This window comes from Pseudoalteromonas sp. PPB1 (assembly GCF_015356275.1).
Classification (GTDB): Bacteria; Pseudomonadota; Gammaproteobacteria; order Enterobacterales; family Alteromonadaceae; genus Pseudoalteromonas; species Pseudoalteromonas rubra_D.
The window spans coordinates 1-21,224 of record NZ_JACEQV010000040.1 but is presented as its reverse complement, the minus strand read 5'-3'; the positions used below and the strand labels follow the sequence as shown (position 1 = coordinate 21,224).

21 protein-coding genes and 2 tRNA genes are annotated in these 21,224 nt (G+C 44.0%); 17 read left to right on the top strand and 6 right to left on the bottom strand.

Annotated features, from left to right (window positions below; genetic code table 11):
• Positions 1-30: 30 nt before the first annotated feature.
• The 3 genes from IY568_RS23375 to IY568_RS23365 all read left to right on the top strand — a co-directional run bounded on the left by IY568_RS23375 (position 31) and on the right by IY568_RS23365 (position 2,269).
• Positions 31-444: a hypothetical protein gene (locus IY568_RS23375; protein WP_010385337.1), complete on the top strand. Its 414-nt coding sequence runs from the start codon at positions 31-33 to the stop codon at positions 442-444.
• A 285-nt stretch (positions 445-729) separates the two neighbouring features.
• On the top strand, positions 730-888 hold the full coding sequence (locus IY568_RS23370; RefSeq protein WP_155946329.1) for a hypothetical protein: 159 nt from the start codon (positions 730-732) through the stop codon (positions 886-888).
• Positions 889-1,273: 385 nt separating this feature from the next.
• Positions 1,274-2,269, top strand: a complete 996-nt coding sequence (locus IY568_RS23365; protein ID WP_125561271.1) for a hypothetical protein — start codon at positions 1,274-1,276, stop codon at positions 2,267-2,269.
• 216 nt (positions 2,270-2,485) lie between these two features.
• Here IY568_RS23365 and IY568_RS23360 read toward each other — a convergent pair whose 3' ends face one another.
• From IY568_RS23360 to IY568_RS23350, 3 genes are all read right to left on the bottom strand, one after another.
• A complete protein-coding gene (locus tag IY568_RS23360; RefSeq protein ID WP_194868848.1) occupies positions 2,486-3,337 on the bottom strand; it encodes an alpha/beta hydrolase in 852 nt (283 codons plus the stop codon).
• A 136-nt stretch (positions 3,338-3,473) separates the two neighbouring features.
• Complete coding sequence (locus IY568_RS23355) at positions 3,474-4,070, bottom strand: TetR/AcrR family transcriptional regulator (RefSeq protein WP_194868847.1); 597 nt, start codon at positions 4,068-4,070, stop codon at positions 3,474-3,476.
• A 559-nt stretch (positions 4,071-4,629) separates the two neighbouring features.
• Positions 4,630-4,706 (bottom strand) — tRNA-Pro (locus IY568_RS23350).
• 483 nt (positions 4,707-5,189) lie between these two features.
• Between IY568_RS23350 and IY568_RS23345 the strand changes: the two genes are divergently transcribed.
• The gene (locus tag IY568_RS23345; protein WP_323744777.1) at positions 5,190-6,260 is read left to right on the top strand and encodes a hypothetical protein; all 1,071 of its coding nucleotides are present in this window, start codon (positions 5,190-5,192) and stop codon (positions 6,258-6,260) included.
• Between the two features lie 590 nt (positions 6,261-6,850).
• The gene (locus IY568_RS23340; protein WP_194868845.1) at positions 6,851-7,663 is read left to right on the top strand and encodes a hypothetical protein; all 813 of its coding nucleotides are present in this window, start codon (positions 6,851-6,853) and stop codon (positions 7,661-7,663) included.
• Between the two features lie 602 nt (positions 7,664-8,265).
• Here IY568_RS23340 and IY568_RS23335 read toward each other — a convergent pair.
• The gene (locus tag IY568_RS23335; protein ID WP_164517566.1) at positions 8,266-8,424 is read right to left on the bottom strand and encodes a hypothetical protein; all 159 of its coding nucleotides are present in this window, start codon (positions 8,422-8,424) and stop codon (positions 8,266-8,268) included.
• Positions 8,425-9,135: 711 nt separating this feature from the next.
• On the opposite strand from IY568_RS23335, the gene IY568_RS23330 reads away from it, so the two are divergent.
• From IY568_RS23330 to IY568_RS23275, 12 genes are all read left to right on the top strand, one after another.
• Positions 9,136-9,897 carry an SDR family NAD(P)-dependent oxidoreductase gene (locus tag IY568_RS23330; protein ID WP_194868844.1) on the top strand — a complete coding sequence of 254 codons (762 nt, stop codon included), beginning with the start codon at positions 9,136-9,138 and terminating at the stop codon, positions 9,895-9,897.
• Between the two features lie 831 nt (positions 9,898-10,728).
• Positions 10,729-11,538, top strand: coding sequence for a hypothetical protein (locus tag IY568_RS23325; RefSeq protein ID WP_194868843.1), 810 nt, complete (start codon positions 10,729-10,731; stop codon positions 11,536-11,538).
• Positions 11,539-11,557: 19 nt separating this feature from the next.
• Positions 11,558-12,406, top strand: coding sequence for an alpha/beta hydrolase (locus IY568_RS23320; protein ID WP_194868842.1), 849 nt, complete (start codon positions 11,558-11,560; stop codon positions 12,404-12,406).
• On the top strand, positions 12,369-13,844 hold the full coding sequence (locus IY568_RS23315; protein WP_194868841.1) for an AMP-binding protein: 1,476 nt from the start codon (positions 12,369-12,371) through the stop codon (positions 13,842-13,844). Before IY568_RS23320 ends, IY568_RS23315 begins: the two co-directional genes overlap by 38 nt.
• A 1-nt stretch (position 13,845) precedes the next feature.
• The gene (locus tag IY568_RS23310; protein ID WP_194868840.1) at positions 13,846-14,088 is read left to right on the top strand and encodes an acyl carrier protein; all 243 of its coding nucleotides are present in this window, start codon (positions 13,846-13,848) and stop codon (positions 14,086-14,088) included.
• A gap of 74 nt (positions 14,089-14,162) precedes the next feature.
• On the top strand, positions 14,163-15,071 hold the full coding sequence (locus IY568_RS23305) for a chlorinating enzyme (protein ID WP_194868839.1): 909 nt from the start codon (positions 14,163-14,165) through the stop codon (positions 15,069-15,071).
• A gap of 99 nt (positions 15,072-15,170) precedes the next feature.
• Complete coding sequence (locus tag IY568_RS23300; RefSeq protein ID WP_194868838.1) at positions 15,171-15,395, top strand: acyl carrier protein; 225 nt, start codon at positions 15,171-15,173, stop codon at positions 15,393-15,395.
• Complete coding sequence (locus IY568_RS23295; RefSeq protein ID WP_194868837.1) at positions 15,395-16,126, top strand: thioesterase II family protein; 732 nt, start codon at positions 15,395-15,397, stop codon at positions 16,124-16,126. Before IY568_RS23300 ends, IY568_RS23295 begins: the two co-directional genes overlap by 1 nt.
• 33 nt (positions 16,127-16,159) lie before the next feature.
• Entirely contained in the window at positions 16,160-16,723 is a 564-nt protein-coding gene (locus IY568_RS23290; protein ID WP_194868836.1) for a GNAT family N-acetyltransferase, read from the top strand.
• Between the two features lie 10 nt (positions 16,724-16,733).
• Positions 16,734-17,732, top strand: a complete 999-nt coding sequence (locus tag IY568_RS23285) for a succinylglutamate desuccinylase/aspartoacylase domain-containing protein (RefSeq protein WP_194868835.1) — start codon at positions 16,734-16,736, stop codon at positions 17,730-17,732.
• Positions 17,733-17,775: 43 nt separating this feature from the next.
• A complete protein-coding gene (locus tag IY568_RS23280) occupies positions 17,776-18,606 on the top strand; it encodes a hypothetical protein (RefSeq protein ID WP_194868834.1) in 831 nt (276 codons plus the stop codon).
• Between the two features lie 50 nt (positions 18,607-18,656).
• Complete coding sequence (locus IY568_RS23275) at positions 18,657-18,992, top strand: cupin domain-containing protein (protein ID WP_010385318.1); 336 nt, start codon at positions 18,657-18,659, stop codon at positions 18,990-18,992.
• A 66-nt stretch (positions 18,993-19,058) separates the two neighbouring features.
• Here IY568_RS23275 and IY568_RS23270 read toward each other — a convergent pair.
• Positions 19,059-19,135 (bottom strand) — tRNA-Pro (locus IY568_RS23270).
• 165 nt (positions 19,136-19,300) lie between these two features.
• A complete protein-coding gene (locus IY568_RS23265) occupies positions 19,301-20,719 on the bottom strand; it encodes an alanine/glycine:cation symporter family protein (protein WP_010385312.1) in 1,419 nt (472 codons plus the stop codon).
• Positions 20,720-21,224 lie beyond the last annotated feature (505 nt).

Sequence of the window (21,224 nt, the reverse complement as noted above, 5' to 3'; positions counted from 1 at the left end):
TCCTTGTGAACCGGTAGCTCTGGAGGCTTGATGACGCGTAACCGTTCTGATCAACAGCATACTCATGTTAAGCAGTTGCTTAATAAAATGGATCCCGAAGTAGCGGCAAGCTTTAGCTACAAACAGCGTAAAGCACTGCAAAAGGTCATTAATACCCGGGACTGGCGGGGTCATGCCATTGATTTCAGGCCGACACTGGCGTTACCGTTTTTACCCTGGAGTTTTTATATCGTTTTCCTGGGAGGCGTCAACCGACGTAGCCTGACTAACACCGAACGCTTTACTGCGGCCATTGTTTTCCTGGCTAGTTTGTTGATTGTTGGACTGGTTTTAATCGGTCTCGTTTTTGTTGCGCTTTATCTGCTTAAATCTTGGCTTGGGATCGATATTTTTGCAGGCGAATCTTTGGGGCTGTGGGACTACTTTAAGGCGCTTTTTGAATAAGGTTTTGATTGTGAACGCCGAACGACGATTTCGTTGTTTTAATGGTGCTTAAATGGAGCCCTTAGTCCAAAAGTCTAACGCTGTCATTATTGTTTGTGTGAAAAAAGTTCAATATAACAAACAACTTAAAAAACAATTACCTAAAATAATACACAGATAAAGCGGGTAAAAGTGCTTGATATTTGTTGCTAATTTAAACACATTGTTTAACTGATGAGCACAGTCAGATCATTGTGACTTCATCATCAGTCGATTAACAATTAAAGCATTACAACAGGAAACAACATGAAACTTAAAAAGGTTAAACTAAAAACGCTCAGTCCCGGCAAAAACATCAATGCACAGCAAACCAATCAAATTGCAGGTGGTGCCAGTGCTTACAGTAAAGACTATGGTGCGTGTCACACTGCTCCCGTGTTTTGTCCGACAGCATACATCTGTTGATAAGGCAGCTTAGCCCGGATAAGTCCGGGCTTTATGGTTTCAAAGTAAACCTTTATTCATTCCTTGTGTTAGCCCATTATTCGCAAACAAGTTGGACTGTCTCTGTACAGTACAGCGTCCTATATCAACCTCACCTTTATGTAAGCCTAACTGTATATTGAGCATCACGGCCTTCTAAACAACATCGGTCATTATTGTGTTTATTCGTGCTTTCACATTTATTCAGAGTCCAGGAATTGTCCTGTATTAACGGATGAAAAAGATGATGTGTAAACAAACTTAGTGTACACCGGTTGTGTCAGGTGGCTGTACCTATGGACACGATATACACTCAACAGTGGAATGTTACAGGTTGTATTTCAAACGATAATATATGGAGAGTGTTATGTTGATGCAAGACGACAATGAAAAACCAGAGGGCCCGGAGCCGGACTTTGATGGGCAAGGGCCTGAATTTGAACTCAAGGTAGACGGTGAGGTAATGTTGCTGGGCGCGGCACCAGAAGGCGAAGTGGAGCAGAAGTTTGAGGATATGGCACGGGGCCTGGCCCTTGCCGGGATCTCTGCAATTCCCTATGTTGGTAGCGCGCTTTCGGCAATCATCGGTGTTCTGACCGAACGCAAACTGGATATCTGGGCTGAAATAAAAGAGCGTGTTTATGAAGCCATTCACAGAAGTATCCTTGAAACAAAATTGAATGAAATAAAAGGTCACTACAACGGGGTGACGGAAGTCTTTAGGCAGGCCAATGATTTTCGTGGTGGGCAACGCTTTAACAAGTTAAATAACCTGTCGGATACGTTTGTTGAGAAGTTCGAGAGTATCCAGTCAAGCCTTAAAAAAGGGGACTCAGACGAAGTTGATGGAGAAGCGATTTTTTATGCGCTGCCCTACATCGTGCCATTTTGCGCGCTGGAGCTGGCGAATAGAAATATGGTGATCCGTGCAAGTTGGTGGCATGACTTGTTGAATCGCAACGTTCATAAAAAACATCATGAAGATCGTAAGAATGAGTTTGTGGCCTTTATTACCCTGTCTGCCTGGCAGTCGTTACAGTGGCGTCTTGGGCAAATTGAATTAAAGGACATGACCCAAAATCCAAATAATGCGTCGGCCTTTTACAGATACGTGGATAATTTCACTGGTAAGGAGATAAAAGGGACTGGTCCATTTAACCCGATCAGTAACCCGGATGCGGCTATTTTTAAAGAAGTGGCGGCGTACCATGAAGAAGTAAAGGAACAAACGGTCAATTTTATTATTGAGCATTCAGTCGGTTTTGTGAAGGATTGGGGAGTACCTCAAAAAGTAGAAGAGTGGGATCCTTCACCGCCTTCACCGTTTTGGTCATGGATAAAGTGGTTACTGGGTTGGAAATAAAACGGTAATAGTATCAGCCTTCCCTTTGCAATAAGCTTGTGAGGGGTTGTCTGAAGTTAATTGCCGGGAAAATAACCAGACATCGGCTTTGGACGTTAAAGCCAATTAGGGTGCGCTTGTTGATGCTGTGTCAGGTGCTCTGGATCAGATTAGAGCATTATCCTAATAGCCCTGCGCACATAAACAGGCAGCATCTGGCAGGGCAAGTTTTATTGTCTATGCCGATATCAATTCGTCAAACGCTTCTCGTGCTTGCTCGCTTTGCAATATCCGACCATGACCCAGCCCCTGCGTTTCTATCAGTTTGACCTCAGACATTTCAGTGGCTGCGCGTTTAGATACGGTGAACTGTGCAAACCTGTCATATTTATCATGCACGATAATACACGGAGATGTTCTGTTTTTTAATTTCTCAAATGGATCCACTGATGCCATTGGATAGTTGTACTCACTTTCAACTTTACTGACCACAGAACGAAACAGGCGCATTGAATAGCCGGAACGTTCAATACTGCCAAACAGGTTACTGACATAATCTAATACAGGTGCAATTAACAGCAGTGGCTTGTTATTAAGTTTAGGGTGTTTACATTCAATTGCAGCAGCGCAGCCCATACTGTGCGCAATAACACCTTCAATTTCATTTGTGCTACTTAGCACCGTATCAAGCCCGGATACAAAAGCGGGCAGGTGGCCCATAGAGCCTTCGCTGTTGCCGTGCGCTGGGTGATCAAAGGCCAAAGCGGTATAACCTTGTTGTGCGATGTATTGCATTAACGGGAAGAATTGATTGGCACTGCCAGACCAGCCATGAGTTAATACCCAAACAGGCCCGCTGCCGACCTGATAGGTTTTAAGAAAGCCTTCTCGGGAGGGGATACTCGCCTCAATCATATCATTTGGTACTGTATTTTTCGGTTTTGCCCGCACCGGTGTGAGCAGCAATTTAGTTGCGGTTTTCTCTGCGTGTCTGGGAGCGACTCTGTGATGCGCGCGTGTCATCACATTGAGCATGTGCTTTTTGAAATTAAATCTACTGTCTGATTTAAAGTAAATTTTGTCACTCATATTTATTCCTCTACCTGACAACCATAATTTGTTAACTTTTAAAACGAACGGTCGTGCTTTTAATGTGTTCAAAAAAAGGCTGAAGGTGATCAGCCAGTGTTTTATCCTGTTTTACTCTACTCTGCAGGTGTTAGAGTTAGTCACTTCCATACCAGTCTAGTATTAAACGCTCTACACCGAGCCAGAATCGTTTTGTACTCTCATCCTGTCCATACATGGAGTGATACAAGTGTGCACTCAAATACAGCCCATAGAGCTCAAAAGTGGCTTGTATTGGATCTAAGTCAGATCTAAACTCCTTGTTCTCTATGCCTTTTCCTATCTGAATTTGCAGATAACTTAACCAGCTTTCTATGGCCTGCTTGAGCACTTGTTGCGCAGGTGTTTGGTTAACGCATTTCTCGCGCCAGGCATCTAAGAACATGCAACTGCCCTGAAATGATTGATTCCAGTTGAGCCAGTGATTTAGTAGCGTTGTAATTTTTTCTTTATAACAAGTGCATTTGTCAGCACGGGCAGGCACAATAACTCGCTGTATAAATATTTCGTTGGCATATTCAACAACTGCTGCCTGCAAGTTTTCTTTTGCATTGAAATGCGCAAACAAGCCGCTTTTCGACATACCGCATTGTTTAGCCAGCTCGCCTATCGTCAGGCTTTCCAGGCCATTCTCACTGGCTAACTTAAAAGCGACGCTTAAAATATTATCGCGGGTCTGTTTACCTTTACTCATATATTACTCACTACTACATTAAGTCTATTTATAGCACGACCGTTCTTTTAATGGTAGTAATACCTTTGATAGATGATGGGTGGGGAGGGAAGGTCACGGTAAGTGAGGTGTCTGCTAGCCTCAAATAGATAAATCGTTGCCCGAGCTTGCCTGGTCTTTGTGCACTTGATGAAAGCCAAAGGCATTTCTCAAGTTTGATATGTGGTAGGTTGAGTTTTTAGGATGGAGTGAAGGGTAGGCCTCAGATAAGGTTGACTCGATATAAATCATGTTCGCCGCAGAGCTGAATAGAGATAGTAATAGAGGGAATTGTAACGGGTCTTATGTCTCCCTCAACGTAGGGTGGCGCATCATCAGGCTGAGTTTTTTTGTTGCTTGACCAGTGTTTGAGTTTTGTTTTTTTGACATTAAGTAATTTTATTTGCTTCTCTTTGGCTTTTATTAGAAACAAGTCATGGTTATCAATGACCTAGTCATATTGGGCATTAAAGTTTGAGAAATTATAAAACTGGATTCGGATGACTTCTAAGAATAAAGAAAACTTTTAGGGGGAGAAGAATGGTCGGCATAGCAGGATTTGAACCTGCGACCCCTGACACCCCATGACAGTGCGCTACCAAGCTGCGCTATATGCCGACTTGGTTGCCACTATAATGATTTTTATCAGAAAGGCAACACCCACTCGTGCGTTTGGGTGTTAATTAGACACGCCGTCACTTTGTCAAAGCCAAGGCTAAGTCAACTGTCAGGTTATTAAGACACTTATACATATGTGATGCGGAGTGTTGTGTGTACTAAGCATCAGCATGCTTGCAGTAATCCGCGACAACGACTATACCTTTGCCTCAAATGTTATGAATTTGTTTTAGTAATGAACAGAGCAAACTGACTCAGGTTGATAGGAACGCATCAATGTTTTACAGTAATGCACATCGCATGCTTATGTATGTGTGTAAGTTTAAGCGAATTTTTCTACCCAGTGTCTAAGTTAAATAATAATAATAAACTAAACGAACGGCGCACCGCCATTGAACATGGTCTCCTTAGAGTCGTTCTTGCTTGCGTTTCTTTGTTAAACGAAAAACGTGCTTTTTACAGGTATGGACAGCAATGAATAAAATGGAAAAAATATTTGTAAGTTTAGTAAACAGCCAAGACCCGCTGCATCGAGAATCTTTTGAGTACCAAACTGTATTTCTCAGTAAAGTAAAACCAGATCCAACTAACGGCCGCTTTTTGCCTTGCGCATTAATATCAGATGAAGATGCTAAGTTGTTCATCGAAAAGCGACTCTCCAAGCGACAACTCGTGGAAAAGTATGAAGCTGAAGAACGTATCATTGTTGGTAAAAATTGCATTATAAACTGTATGAAATATGGCTCCTTTGAATGGAGCAAAGCGCAAAAAAGCATAGACACAATAGTTGAGTTGGGTGACAACATTGCAGTATGTGAAATGATTCAGGTGCCAACGATCTACCCTATTGAAAATGGGGACTTTCAAATATTGACCGGGCACAGGCGATTTTTTGCATTGGTGTATGCAAAAGGGTATGACTCTTATGAGCAGTTCAAGGTATATGATCGCAGACCTTTGTTTACTAAGGTTAAGCAATTCCAGGAAAACGCGAGTCGTGAAGACTTACCGCAATATGGTAAGTTACAGGCGTTTCAAAATGCATTGAGCGAGATTAACGCACTGAACAAAGCACGTAAATCCGCCGGGCATAAAGCACTCACCATTAAGGAAGTGGCTGCAAATCTGGGTATCTCTATGGGGGCCTATGATAATTACAATGTGTTGACTCGCTATCCGAGCGTGCTCAGAGCTTACGAAGAAGGCTGCTCGTTATCTTTTCGAAAAGCAAAAAAAATAGTCACTTCTGTTGAGTCTGAATATAAACAAACACATGGTAAGAAAGCGCTTAATGCGCTGGATAAGCAAACCATCTCGGAATCAATTTATGCCCGGGTAACAGGCAAGCATCAGATCCGTAAACCCGCGAGTGATATTTATAAGCTCGAGCCAATTCGTTCAGCTTCGGCCCTGAAGACTTTGCTTACAAATGATGTTACAAAAATTGATTGTGGTGTTAACTGGCAAGACTTGGACTGGGAAGATCACGCGAGTATTTCTTCCGCATTGATCCAATTAAGCAAGTATCTAAATCAAGATCAGCCTCAGCGTTGAATTCATCTGGGTTTATTCTAAAACTAGCCTTTATCCTTAATGAGGCTGTTGCCGTTTTTGGGGTGTTGAGTGCATTTTGTAAATCACCGCGTTTAGAACATAACCATTGCAATAAGACAAATGTCTAACTTGATAAAGACTAGCTCCCCAAGTATTACTGTATTAAACCGTTTCTGTTCGAAAAACATACAGCTCATTTTGGGCAGCAATTTGGTTTTTTTACTTCTTATATCTCTACCAAGCATATTTGCTTGAAGCTTTAATTTAGATAAATACTACGTCATAACTTGAACACAGATCCGGCTGCTTTAAGCGATCAGGTACCAAATGTTGCCGTCTCGATGCGTTATCTTGTTTCGCTGGAACTTGGGGGTGTGAAAAGTTATGTACAGTTTATATTAATCCTATTTACGTAGTTTATGCAGTGGATGTGGGAAAATTGTTGCATATCTCCAGATCTCACCCGTGAGATCTGGAGATATGCGCCGTCAAAAGGGACTGCTGGATGTATAGGCAAACGTATACTCTAAGCTTGCTAGACGCCCAGTATGTAAAAATGATAGCCGTTTGATTAAAAAGGGGTTGAGGGAATGAAGAGAAAATATTTAGCAAGAATGTTTGATATTGCAGGGGCGGAAAGAGTTGACATTTTAACTTTAGAGGATGCTTTTAATGACGTTCATGATGGTGAGTTTGACGTAGTATTACTACGCGTTGAAGCACAGGACAGTGTTGATTTTTGGTGGGAAAAGCACGCTGCACAAGATATAGGAGACAACACGTATCCAGCTGACGTTAATACTATAGGGATGAGGCTTGGCAAATTACAAAAGGCGTCAGATGACGAATATGAGGCAAGGTCGCAGTTGTATTTTGATTCTGCTAAAGCTGTCAACCCCACACTCAGGCAAACTCCTTACTTTACATTTTTTGAACGAGAGTTAAATGCCAGAGCACTAGAGGTAGAGCAGGATCTGGAAATGCTTATAGCCTCTCGATATGAGTATCCACCGTCGACTGAAAAACATTTCAGTTCTGCACCGTATGCGAATTCTATTTCCTATGCTCGTGCCAGTAAGTTCTGGCCTGTAAAAGAAAGTTACCCGCAAACGGCGGCTTTTCTTACCGTACAAAATGCAACGAATTGCGCAGGGTTTACGATGTGGGATTATTTGCCGGCAAGTCTCGGTGAAGTGGATGAGTTTTCAGCGCTGTACGACAAAGACAAAGACAGGGCTTTGGCTTTTTTGGGTCAATACAGCAGCATAGAAATCAATCCCAGTGAGGGCGACCTCTGTGTTTTTAACTGCCGAAAAATGCACGGTATTAAAACATGTAACACATTGAGAAAAACCATAGGCTCATTCTTCATTAAAGAAGATGGCTGGCGTATGTTCGGCTGAGTTGGATTAGAAAAAGCACTAGTGGTGCTTGCAGTGTCAACGACAGGCAAGGCGAGATTGGTACATAATCCACTTTAACTTTGGTAAATAAGAGATTTTACAACATGTTAGCCCACACTGTTCTCTGGCAATGAGCAAACTCGCCTTCGTTTTTATACAGACCATATGTTAGCAAGCAGCATGCATCCAGCGTATCAATAGATGATTGGACATAGCCGCGTTTCGTGACAGAAATACACAGTGATGAGTCACGTCATTGAGATGGTGGGCGCGGACTTAAGTCCCGCCTGATGCAGTCATAATTTTTAATGTGCCGATGCAGTAAGTGCACATTTATTGATCTAGCGCAAAAAGTAACCACCTAAGCTGAGATAGAATCTGGGTATCGGGTGAAAAAGCGCTTAGATGGTCATAAAATATTGTTTTGGCAATAGCAAATATAACGAGAAAAGCCCGACGCTGTATTGTTAAACTTTGGTGCTGTTAGCACTTAAAGGTGCCATTGAGCTGTTTTATATATCTGGTACTGAAAAGCGCACAGTGTTACATTCTTAAAAGCTCAGGATCAGGCGACTGGCTTTGCCCGTTGTTGCTGTATTAAATTAAGCGCTTTTTGTGGCTGTATGCTCCTCCTTGAGTTTTTTAAGAAATTGATTTTGTACTTCTTCCAGCTTGATGTGAATACCTTGCCGGGTGTTAGATGCGCCTTGTAAATATCCGCTTTTAAAGGCTAACTTAACCAGTTCATCGTTTGTTCTCATAGTCCATGCCTCTGTCTATTTGTTAGGAAACACAGGGTAACGACACTGTAAAATACACAGAATACCTGCAGTACGAAATACGCATTGTGAAAAAAGTATTACGAATAATCCATGAAAAAGTAACATGGTATTCAGATACTTTAAAGTGATTTATGAGTACTTAATTTCAAAGTCTCTTATTGTCAACAAAAATACAGCGTAAAGTCATACCAGCCTGGATGGCATCCTCATTGACAAACACAGGAATTCAATCAACGTTTTTAAGCACCTGAACCAAGTTTGTGAAAGATCTAAAAAAGGTACAAGTCAGATGTGTTAATCAGAGCTGGCCGTTTTATTGTTACTACAAAGGTGTGAGTAATGATTCTGGCCCTGTTATTTGTGTAGGTTGGTAGTCAATGTTCCTTTGCAGCCCGTCATGTTTAGCCGAATAGATTCAGAAAGACCCTGAACAGTATTTTATTGTTGGTCTTTGCATGACGATCAAAAGTGTATCTGATGTACTTAATTCGCCAGGAACCCAGGAAACCCCGTATTTTATTAATATATTACTTAAGTGTATCGGTTTAACGCTGAGCGGTTTTATGCGGATATCTTTTATGATACAAATCAGGTGTTTGCCACTTGTATGGAATGATAACAAGAACCGAATATGCCTTGCTCCGCGCTGGGGTGAGGCTTGCTTTATTTCATTTAACCAGGAAAGAACGAATGAATTTTGAGAATAAAAAGGTTGTGATTACGGGTGCAAGCCCGGACTTTGGACAAACTCTGTCTATACTGTTTGCGCAGATGGGGGCTGAACTTTTTTTGTCTGCCAGGACGCTCGAGAAAGTGAACGCGACAGCTAAGCTGGTCAGGGAAGTGGTCCCCGGTGCAAAAATATCGACATTTCAGGTGAATGTTAGCAATCCTGCCGAGATCGAAAAGTTTGCACATGACGTTCGGGAAATATCAGATGACATTGACATTCTCATTAACAATGCATCTTACTGGCTCGAGGGCCACCTTACCGATGTTGATGACGAAGACATAGTTGAAACGATAAATTCAACCGCTACAGGCAGTATCCTGATGACTAAACATTTCCTGCCATTGCTCAAAAACTCGAAATCACCCGACATCATTTTTGTTAATAGTACAGCCAGCTTAAACAACAATATACACTCGACCGCCAACGAAGCATTTGGTGCGGCTAAGTCAGCTCAATCCACTTTTGCGGACAGGCTTCGCCAACGTATGAAAGGGCAAGGGGTGCGCGTAATTTCGGTGTATCCGCCTAACTTTGATAATCCATCGCCGTTAGATGACGTTCAATGGAATGAGCGCAGATCACATACGCAATTGAGATACCTGAGTGCCCGAAACGTGTTTGAGTGTATTAAATTTGCGTTGTCTCAGGACCGGGTTTGCTCAATCGATAAGATTGTTTTGAGTAATAACAATGTAGCAGAAACCGAGGTGATTGACTAAGCCTGACTCGCGTGCCTCAAAAGATATAGGCCCAGCAGGGTTAGCCGAACATGAGTGATTGAATTGATAAAGATTCATAAATAGCAGGCATGCAAGCGAGCATTTAACAGTTATGTAGGAGATCTCACGGGTGAGATCTCGTTTTATTTGAAAAGCAATACAGATCAGGATGGTTACTATTGCCTCTATAAATTTTGGCGGAGAGTGCTCGCTTGCTCAGGCCAAAGTGTGGATACGTGTCGATATTCGGAGTCGAGCCGATAGAGAAAGCTCTGTCGTTTGAGAAATGTTGCCTGCATGACAGAATTCCAATCATTTACGGATCAAACAAGGCCAGCATACAGGCTTTGAACGCCAATTTTGCGAAGTTACTTTATCATTGTTGTCTACACTCAGTCGCAGAAGCAGCAGCCGAGTAGTTGATAAATACCGCGGAATTCCATCCTGATACACATACCCACCCAAGAAATCATAAAAAAACTCCCTGGCTACATTACGTAGAAAACTGCATCAATACTGCTGCCTTAGTTCTTACTTTAATTTAATTAATTATTACTAATCAATCATTTAAATTTTAAGTTTGCTATGACATTGGCTAACTCAATGAGTGCATTGTTGCTTTCATTTTAACTTTCTCTCTGAGTTAACTTAAATCAAAGTAACTTTACATAAAAATAATTTACGTAAAGACTTGACGGTTTAAGATACTTTATGGCAACTTAAATACCAATCCAGAGCAACACACATCTGGTTAAGTTTTGGAATAAAAAACGCTTGCAGGTGAGAGAGCAAGTAGTGGAAAAACACATAGTCACTAGGGGTGAGGGAAGCATGAAAGAATTTAAGGCAAGAATTTACGATTTTGACGGCACTGCGAAAACGGACTCTTTATCACTTGAGCACGCGTTTAATCTTGTACATGGCGGTGAATACGCTGTCATTTTATTACAGGTAGAGTCGCAGCAAGGTGTTGAATTATGGTGGGGAAAGCATGCCGATCTGGCAATGAATGGCCACCGCTATCACACCGGTATCATGACAAGCGGTATGACACTGGGCAAGTTGCAACGGGCTACCAATGAGGAATATCAGGCGACGTCTGAGCTTTATTTTAACTCGGCAAATGTGGTTAACGCAGCGCTTAAGCAAACGCCTTACTTTGAGTTTTTTGAACAGGGTTTGAGCGCAAAAACACTGGAAGTGGAACCCGGGCGTGAAATGCTGATTGCATCGCAACGTGAGTATCCACCTTCAACTGAAAAGAACTTTAGCTTTGCACCCCATGCGGACTCTATTTCTTATGCACGGGCAAATGATAGCTGGCCAATTAAAACCAGTTACCCGCAAACAGCTGCCTTTATCACGGTACAAAATGCAGCAAACGAAGCTGGTTTTGTAATGTGGGATTATTTGCCAAGTAGCCGCAGTGAGTTGGATGAGTTTATTGCGCTGTATGGCAAGGATGAAGCACAGGGGATGGAATTCCTGGCGCAGTTCGAAAGTATGGAGATTAACCCGGAAGTAGGTGAACTGTGTATTTTTAATTGTCGCAAAATGCATGGTATTCAGACGTGTGACACGTTACGTAAAACTATCGGCTCGTTCTTTATCAAGCAAGACGGCTGGCGCATATTCGACTGAGTAAATTATGAAAACATTAATGAAAAAATTCATAAATGGGGGCGTGCCAATACTCAGTATGCACACCGAGCGGGTCGAAAACAGGCCTGATGTGATTCTGGTTTTGCCCTTTGGCACTGAACTGGAGGCGGCTAACAGCTTCATTGCGAGCCTGGATCAGACATGCAACCTGTATACGTGGCAAAGCCGTCATATTTTGGACGACAACGATGAATTGCAAGTTCAGGCACTGACCATGGCGTCACATGCTGCGGACTTAGAGCAACTGATTGAAGAATACGCGTTGCACGAACCTGTGATTGTGGGTTACTGCTCCGGCGCTGCCGTGGCACTGCACTTTGCAGCGCGAAGTGACAATTATCAGGCCCTGTTTTTGGTTTTTGGCGAATACGCTTTGGCTGAAAGAAGTAAAGAGTACGAGGTGCCAGCGCATTACTTTGAAGTGGATACTTTGTTGAGAATGGCTGCCAAAAGCCGAGCGTTTAGCACTATGTTAAGCGACAAAATGTCGGATGCGGGTTTTGCCAGTCAGGTTGCGGATGAAGCGAGATTTTTCAATAAACCTTACTTCAATGAATTGTATTTGCATCGTTATGCTTTGAATTATCTGGACTTTGTGAGTCACGATTATCTGGATGATGCGAAGCAGCTTGAGAAACACGTTTATGTGTATTGCTCCGATGAAGACAAGCACGTCGGCACGGACACGTCAGTGGTAATAAGCAATGCGCTGAAAAACAGCACGCTGGTCAAAGGGAAGTTTGGTGACCACTACGCGTTTTGTCGCCCTGAAACAGGCATTTTACAGAAATTAAAAAAGGATATTTCTCATGAAATCAGCAGCAGAGAATGTTTACGCGCAGTTTGAGTTAAGCGTCGCACAACATCCAGACCGCATTGCGCTGGACAGCGACACACAACAGCTTAGTTATCGCACTTTATATCAATCGGTGGAGCAGCTCGCTGCGGTTTTATCAGAGCAGGGAATTACGCAGCAGGATGTCGTATTGATAAAACTTGAACGCTCCATTGAGTTTATCACGGCTGTATTGGCATTGTTGCGAGTCGGTGCGACTTATCTGCCGGTGTCGAACAAGCTTAATGAGTCGGACCTCAGTTTTATGTTGCAAGAAACTCAGGCACGTTTTGTGATTTGTACAGATGTTACATCACTTCCAGGAATGGGCATTGAGGTGCTTGATATTGTGGACATGCTGGCTCAGCAACCCACGCAATCTGCACCCGGGGTTACCCGCAGTCGTGAAGCGTGTGCCTACATTATGTATACATCGGGTTCAACAGGCAGACCCAAAGGCGTCAGAGTACCTGACAGAGCCATCCAGCGTCTGGTCGTAGACAGTGATTATATCCAAATCACGCCAGAGGATGCGATTTACATGACGGCTGATATTTCGTTTGACGCTGCGACCTTTGAGATATGGGGCGCGTTATTAAATGGCGCAAGACTCATTATTGATGGTGCTGAGTTTAGTCCTACCAGGTTTATGCGTAACGTCGCAGTTAAGAAGGCGACTATTGCTTGGCTTACATCTGGGTTATTTCACATGTTGGGTGCGAACCGCCCTGAGGTGTTTCGGCCATTGCGGGCCATCCTTGCCGGTGGAGATGTACTCAGTAGCGCAGTGATCCGCTCCGTGCTGAATACTTGTCCGGATCTGACTGTAATCAATGGCTACGGCCCGACAGAGAATACAACGTTTACATGTTGTTATGTCATGGATGACGTGACCTTACCACAAGACAATGTCCCGATAGGTTATCCAATTAGAGGCACTCATATCGCAATTTTGGACGACGAGCTGGAGCATGTGAGTGATGGTGAGTCAGGGATTTTGTATGCCTACGGTGACGGTGTTGCACTGGGGTATGTTGGTGACAGAGATAAAGACAATGCATTTTTCTATAACGAAAAAATCTCCTCAGGGCTGATTTATCGCACTGGCGATAAAGTGAAACGCTTAAACGGAAGAATTCATTTCCTGGGGAGAGAAGATAATCTGGTTAAAGTACGTGGATACCGGGTATCTATGGAGTTTGTTACAGAGAAACTGTATCAGCTCGACTATATAGAAAATGCGTTTGTTCACTTAATTAAAGATCATGCAGGAAATAATGCTTTGAGTGCAAAGGTAACGACTAAAAAGCCTGTGTCATCGAAATTAATAAAACAAGAACTGGCAACTATGATTTCACCTTATATGGTGCCAGATATTATTGAAGTAAAAGAAAAGTTTAGCTTAAACAAAAATGGCAAAATCGCCAAAAATCAACTTATCGAGGTGTAATATGCAAAACAGTAATCTAGTTAAAGACATTGTGCTGGAAAAAGCACAGACCACATTTAGTGGTATCGAGATTGACGAAAAGACAGACTTTTTCTCAGTTGGGATAAGCTCTCTGGCAGTGGTTAACTTTCAGATGGAAGTTGAGCAAGCGCTGAACTGCACGGTCGAAACATCCGAGTTAATGGCTAATTCGACTTTAGGTGACTGGGTCAACCTTTACCAGTATGCAGCGCAAACAAACTGATTTAATTAACATCAACTAAAACCAAACTTATTTAAATAAACCAATTTAATCAAATTTTTATTAAGGAAAATACAATGAGCTTTTATCTAACTGAAGAAGAAGTCCAACAAATGCGTACAAACGGTTATATCGGTCCATTTGACCTATATGAGCGAGACGAAATTCTTGAGAAGTACAAGAATATCCGTGCCAAAATGTTTGACCGTAAAAATGCCGCCTATGACCTGGATCACACCAGCGTAGTATCTGGCTATGACCGTCACCTGGATATTGACGCGCTCAGCGAACACGTTATGAATCCAATTATAGTTAACAAGGTAAATTCAATTCTGGGCCCGGATTTAATCTGCTGGCGTTCAGAGATGTTCCCTAAATATCCGGGTGATGAAGGCACAGATTGGCACCAGGCAGATACCTTTTCTCACGCATCTGGCGCGCCTCAAATCAGATGGCCAGGTGAAAGCGACTTTGGTGGTGCAATCACCGTATGGACTGCACTGACAGATGTGTCTGAAGAAGTAGGCTGCTTGTGCTTCATTCCGGGTACACATGAAGAAATGTACTACGACGAATCAAAAGACATGGAATATACACCTGATGAAGTGAACGCACTTGAAAAAGACGGTGTAAAACGCGGATTCTTTGGCTATGACTATCGCAACCTGCAAAAGGACCCAAGCTGGAAGCCGGATGAGTCTCAGGCCGTACCAATCAAAATGAAAGCCGGTCAGTTCGTGATTTTCTGGTCAACCCTGATGCACTCATCATTACCAAATATCACAAAAGACCAAACTCGACTGGGCTTTGCTGCGCGCTATGTGCCTGCTGCGGTCGATATTTACCCTGACACTGATTCAGTCACAGAGTACGGCAGTGAACTGTCACTTGAAAGGTATGGCGTGGTTTCAGTATCCGGTGAGCGTAATGATAGCCATAACCGAGTTCTGGATGAGAGCCTGAATGGGTTTAGCTTTGAGCGCTAAGTCATTGTATCGCGTCGTGAAGCTTCTTACTTCGTAGCATTGCTCTGATGTGTTCACAGGCAAGTGAGAAGCTTAATTCGCTCGAAAAGGAGAGTTGAAATGCAAACACAAGAAAAGGTTTTAAGCATAGTCGCTTCGCTGGTAAAGGATGTACCGGCACTTGCTCTGGATACGCAGATTAATGATTTAAATATCAGTTCCATGCAGGCAGTGATGATAGTGAGTGAGATTGAATCTACTTTCAACATTGCTTTACCAATGCAAGAGTTCTATGTGCGTGAGTGTATACAGGATCTGGTTCAGTTTGTTAAGGAGGCTGCGTAATGTGGTTGAAACACATTAGCTCTGGGGGCACTTCGTCTGCAAGGGTGATTTGTTTTGGGCACGCCGGTGCCAGCCACGTTGATTTTGTTAAATGGCGAGACCTTCTGCCCTCAAACGTAGAGATCATTGCCGTTGCATTACCAGGACGGTGTGAGCGGGTGAAGGAAACACCAGTAAACGACATTCAGGTATTGGTATGTGAGATTGCCGCGGCAGTTGCAGAGTTGCCGGCGGTGCCAACCAGTTTTTATGGTCATAGCTTTGGTGCCGTGCTCGCTTATGAAACTGCGGCATTTTGCACTAAGCACGCACTTTTACCTGAACTGCAACGGGTGATTTTGTCAGCCAGCGCTTTAAAAAAACGCCGTATTCTGCAAGGTGTCAATATTGCGGATATGGATGCCGTATTGTCGGTGTTTATCGAGCGTCAGTACATCAGTGAGCAGTACGCACAAAATAAAAAGCTTATGTCTTTGGTACTTCCGTACTTACTGGCAGATATTTGCTGCAAAGAGGAGTGGGAAATTGATAACACCATCAAGCTGGCAGTGCCGATCCATACGGTGGCTTGGGACGAGGATGCCTTGGTTGATCCACCGCAAGTACACAGTTGGGTTGTACGCAGTGAAGTGCCCCAGATGTGTCGTCAGGTGACGTTACCAGGCGCACACCTGGCATATTTAAATTCACCAGCTGAGTTTATCGAAACGATTAATGAGTTCATTGCTTAATAGCCAAGGAACCAAGCGGATAAGGAGCGCGTCGTGCAAGATTTATGGAAAAGTGTCCGGGTCAGGGCATTTCAGGAGTCGGATATAGACCAGCATATTGCTTACTGGCACAACCCCGAGAACACCTTTCTTGAAGATTTGGGGGTTGACCGGCAGCGGTTGATACCTGCGCACAAAATGCGTGAACAACTGCAATATGTACTCAACAAGATGCCCCAGGCATGTAGTTTGTTGACTATTGAGTATCAGGGACAGGCCATCGGCGTACATGAATTAACGGACATAGTTGAACAGGAAAGTGGGGTAATGCATGCCAGTATCTGGACTTCGGAATTTCGTGGTCTGGGCATCGGCAAAGTGTCTTACGTAAAGGCCATGCAGTGGTACTTCGAGCACTTGCCATTACAGCGGATCCTCTTTAAAACGCCGAAAAATAACCGAGCAGCGAACAAACTAAAGCAAACGCTCAAGATTAAACAGGTTGGTGAATGCACTTATGAACTCCCCATATTCGGCCGACCGATTGAAGCCCATTTATATGAGATGACGCGCAGTGCGTTTGAGTGCCAGGTTGCGCTTGCCGCGCCCAGGGAATGAGGAGAAAACCATGGACAAACAGGTAGAACAGGCGCTGGCAAGGTTCAGTGCGTTTCGAAGCGCAAAGACGCTGGGCAATTTTTCAGTAGAGCAAATTGATGAATGGGGATTTACTCTGGTGCCGAAAGGAAGTGAATCGGAAGACGGCAGTTTCCACAGCGACCTGACCCTTATCGCACTGAACCACGGTAATGAAGTGGGCGGACTGGCAGTACTAAATGCCTTATGCCAGGAGATTGACAATGGTCAGTTAACCCCGGATTTACGGATCACATTTTTATTGGGTAACGTCGCCGCGGCTAAAGCAGGTAAACGTTATCTGGAACAGGATATTAATCGCACTTTTAACACTCAGGCGCACGATAGCCTTGAGTCACAAAGAGCAAAACAACTGGAGCCCATTGTCAGAAACTCCCGGTTTATCCTGGATTTTCACCAGACAATAGAGCCGACCAATACGCCGTTTTTTGTGTATCAATATAATCGACTCGCTGCACTGTTTGCGCATGCAGTAGACAACGCGCTACCGGTGATCACCCACAAACAGTCAATAGCAAGTACGCTCGGGGGCATGCGGTGTGATGAATTTGGTACCCATTGCGGGTGTGTGTCGATTGCGCTGGAACTAAGCCAAAAAGGATTCGACCAACAAGGCATTAAGCTGGGGATATTGGCTGCTAAACGCGCAGTGGCTGCTGTTGAAAATTGGACAGAAGTTAAATCACAGGCCCCGAAACAAGTAAATCCAATGTGGACCTGGTCGCATATTGAGGCGTATCCGCAAGAATATGTGCAGTTACATGCCGGGCTGCAGAACTTTACTGAAGTTGAAGTCGGGCAATTACTGGGTCACACGCAATTAGGGATTGCGGTACAGGCTGCTCAGTCGGGCGCTTTACTGTTCCCCAAACACATTAAAGTGGGTGAGCCAAAACCGGGCGAGCTGTATCGCATCTTAAAACAAGTCAATTACTTTGCTACGTCAGGCCCGGGCAGGGCGGTGGCGTAATAAACAGAATTTTAATTACTCATAAATTTATTAAGGAAAAGTCATGAAACATAATTACGTAAGCTCAATAAAAAAATGGACCGTCGCACTGGCCACAGGTTTGCTGCTCACCAGTGGGGCTGCGATGGCAAAGAAAGGGGTGACAACGCCAGACGGGTTTGAATCCGTACTCGTTCTGATGGGAACAGGCACCATTGATAAGCATAACCCAGAGCCTCATCCGGGGGTTATTAACTGTGATGGCCTGATCTGTGATGGTGAGTTTTTCCAGAAGGAGATCATGGGCCGTACAGATGCTGAAATTGCTGAAGTCGCGCAGCTGGCAAAAACGTTTTACCTTGAACGGTTTGGACTGGTTGCCGATGATCTGGTCGCAAATAATCGCGCCACGTTCAACAGCTTTACTTTGAATCCGGATTTTGAGTATCGACTGCAAATTGCCACCGGCATGAAAGCAAAAGGCGAAGGCTGGATCATTCGCGATGGCGGTTTTAACCTTACGATCACCGATCCTCAGGGAGTCCACATGGCCGGCGAGATGACGGGTCGTTTAGCCAAGCCGGGTGATCAGTTCCTGTTCGGCAGTTACAATATTCTGGTAACGAACAAAAAGGGAAAACCGAAAAAAGAACTGGTTATTGACTATCGCTCGCGCGTTCCTGCGGTTTCAGATGAAGACGGCTTCAGGTTGCAAAGCTTCCTGTCGAGTGAAGAGTTTGGTGAAGGCTTAGTGCTGGGCACCATATTAACCAGAGACGGCGCCGATGAAACAATCAAAGTGAATGGCCGTACCGTGATTTCTTTCCCGGCCGAAACACAACTTGATTCATTCCCGGCTTTCCCGGCCTTTGACGATAAGCCTAAAAGCAAATAACACAAACCTGAAGGGGCTTAGCCCCCTTCACCTTTTAAATGGTGACGAGTATGGATAACAAAATAAATATAAGCGAGGCTCTCGCATCGGTAACAGAGCATTGGTCACAACGCGTGCTTGGTGAGGCCAATGGCCAGTTATATAAGGTTGCCAAAGGACTGGGCGCAACAAACTGGCACAAACATGACGATCAGGACGAGTTGTTCATCCTGTATCAGGGCCAGTTAAACATTGAACTCAGAGATAAAACCATCGAGCTGAAGCCACAAGATATGTTTATCGTACCAAAAGGCGCAGAGCACAGAGCCGTCGCGCCAGTTGAAGCAGAGTTTGTGATTGTGGGTATGAACATTACATCGACCAAAGAAGGCGGAAAACCGAATTAACAAAAAATATGTTTTAGGAGCAATAAGGGAGATTAAAGCGCAGATTGCTGGTGGTGTGAGAAAGAATGGTCGGCATAGCAGGATTTGAACCTGCGACCCCTGACACCCCATGACAGTGCGCTACCAAGCTGCGCTATATGCCGACTTGGGGTTCACTATAATGATTTTTTGATGAAAGGCAATAAGTAATTGTTTCAATTGAATGTTATTTGTACTTAATTGGTTTGGCTGCGGATTTGTTGCACAGTTTATTTGCAGAGGAAGGAAAAAGAGGGGGAGGTAGCATTGGCTGCTACCTCGGTAACGGGTTACTTGTGCCAGATACCTTTAGGCAGAGTCTTTAACACTTCAGGTTTTTGTGAAGGGTCAAAAACAGGGGTTTTGCCTTGTTTAAGCTGGGCACGGTAGTCTTTAGCTAACCAGATAACAATGCCAGATAACATGAACAATGCAACTACGTTGACGATGGCCATCAGGCCCATCGAGATGTCAGCAAGTGTCCAGATCAAACCAAGCTCGCCGACCGCACCAAACATCACCATAGCCAGTACACAGGCTCGGAAGATAAATAGGCCTTTAGGATGGTTGTGCTCAAGGAACAGTAAGTTGGTTTCTGCATAACTATAGTTAGCGACAATGGACGTGAAGGCAAAGAACAGGATAGCGATGGCGACAAAAATCGCGCCCCAGTCACCGACATGCTCAACCAGTGCAGCCTGTGTTAACTGAATACCCGTTACACCAGATTCTGGCACAAGCTGGTTTGATAACAGAATAAGTGCCGCTGTGGCACTACAGATAACAATGGTATCAACAAATACGCCAAGCATCTGAACATAGCCCTGTGAAGCTGGGTGATTTGGATTTGGCGTTGCGCTTGCTGCGGCGTTTGCAGCACTACCCATACCGGCTTCGTTAGAGAACAGGCCGCGTTTAATCCCCTGGATCATGGCCTGCATCACAGCATAACCTACGGCACCGCCTGCGGCTTGTTCAAAACCAAGCGCACTGTTGATGATCAGCATAAAGACGTCAGGTAATTGGCTGGCGTTCATGACACATACAACGATGGCCAGTAATAAATAGGCGATAGCCATAAAGGGCACGGCTAGCTCGGCAAATCTTGCTATGGTTTTAAGGCCACCAAAGATAATAAATGCCGAACCACAAACTAGCAAAAGGCCCATTACGTATTTAGGTACGTCAAAGGCAACTTCAAATGCTGCGGCAATCGAATTCGCCTGTACGGCATTAAACACTAAGCCAAACGCCAGGATAAGGCATAAAGAGAAGAGTACACCCATCCAACGTTTGTTCAGGCCATATTCCATATAATAAGCAGGACCACCACGGAAGTTGCCTTCATCGTCTTTGGTTTTGTATAGCTGAGCCAGTGCACTTTCTGCAAAGCTTGTCGCCATGCCGATTAGCGCGATGAGCCACATCCAAAAAATAGCACCTGGTCCACCTAAATAGAGTGCAACAGCAACACCGGCCATATTACCGGTTCCTACCCGGGCGGCAAGGGAAGTACAAAAAGCCTGAAAAGAAGAGATGCCGTCTTTGGCGCCGCTTCGGCTGTTTGCCATCACTTTAATCATGTATGGGAATTGGGTGAACTGAATGAAACCCAGTCGGAGGGTAAAGAAAACACCTGCTGCAATTAATAGGTATATAAGTATATGACCCCACAGCAAGCCGCTTATTGTATTAAAAAAGTCAGCCATTGGATTACGACCCTTATTATAGATATAGCAGAACGGGTAAATAAGGTGGCGTAATTTACCACAGGACCGCGTTCAACTCTAAATATTATTGTCTTATCCACAGGTTTTTGTGGGTAACTTGTGCGGTGCTTGTGCGGTTTTTTGGGGTAAAAAATTAATCCAAAAAAGTGCTAAAAAGCGCTTGCGCTGGGTTTCGATTTCCCTATAATGCGCATCCACCGACACGGGGCACAACGCTGAAAAGCAACGAGCCAACGAGTTGGGAGTCAAATAAAACTTGGTTCTGAAATTTTTCAAAATTAAGTATTGACATAAGATGGGAAGTGATTAGAATGCACAACCCTCAGCGCTAACAGCGCGGCGACATTAAGTCGCACCGTTCTTTAAAAATATGAAGCAATCATCTGTGTGGGCACTCGTACAGATTGAGTTCTAACAGCGGATTTCAGTTTTACTGAATGACGCACAAAAATTTAGAGTCTCAACTGAACTGAGTGACTATAAC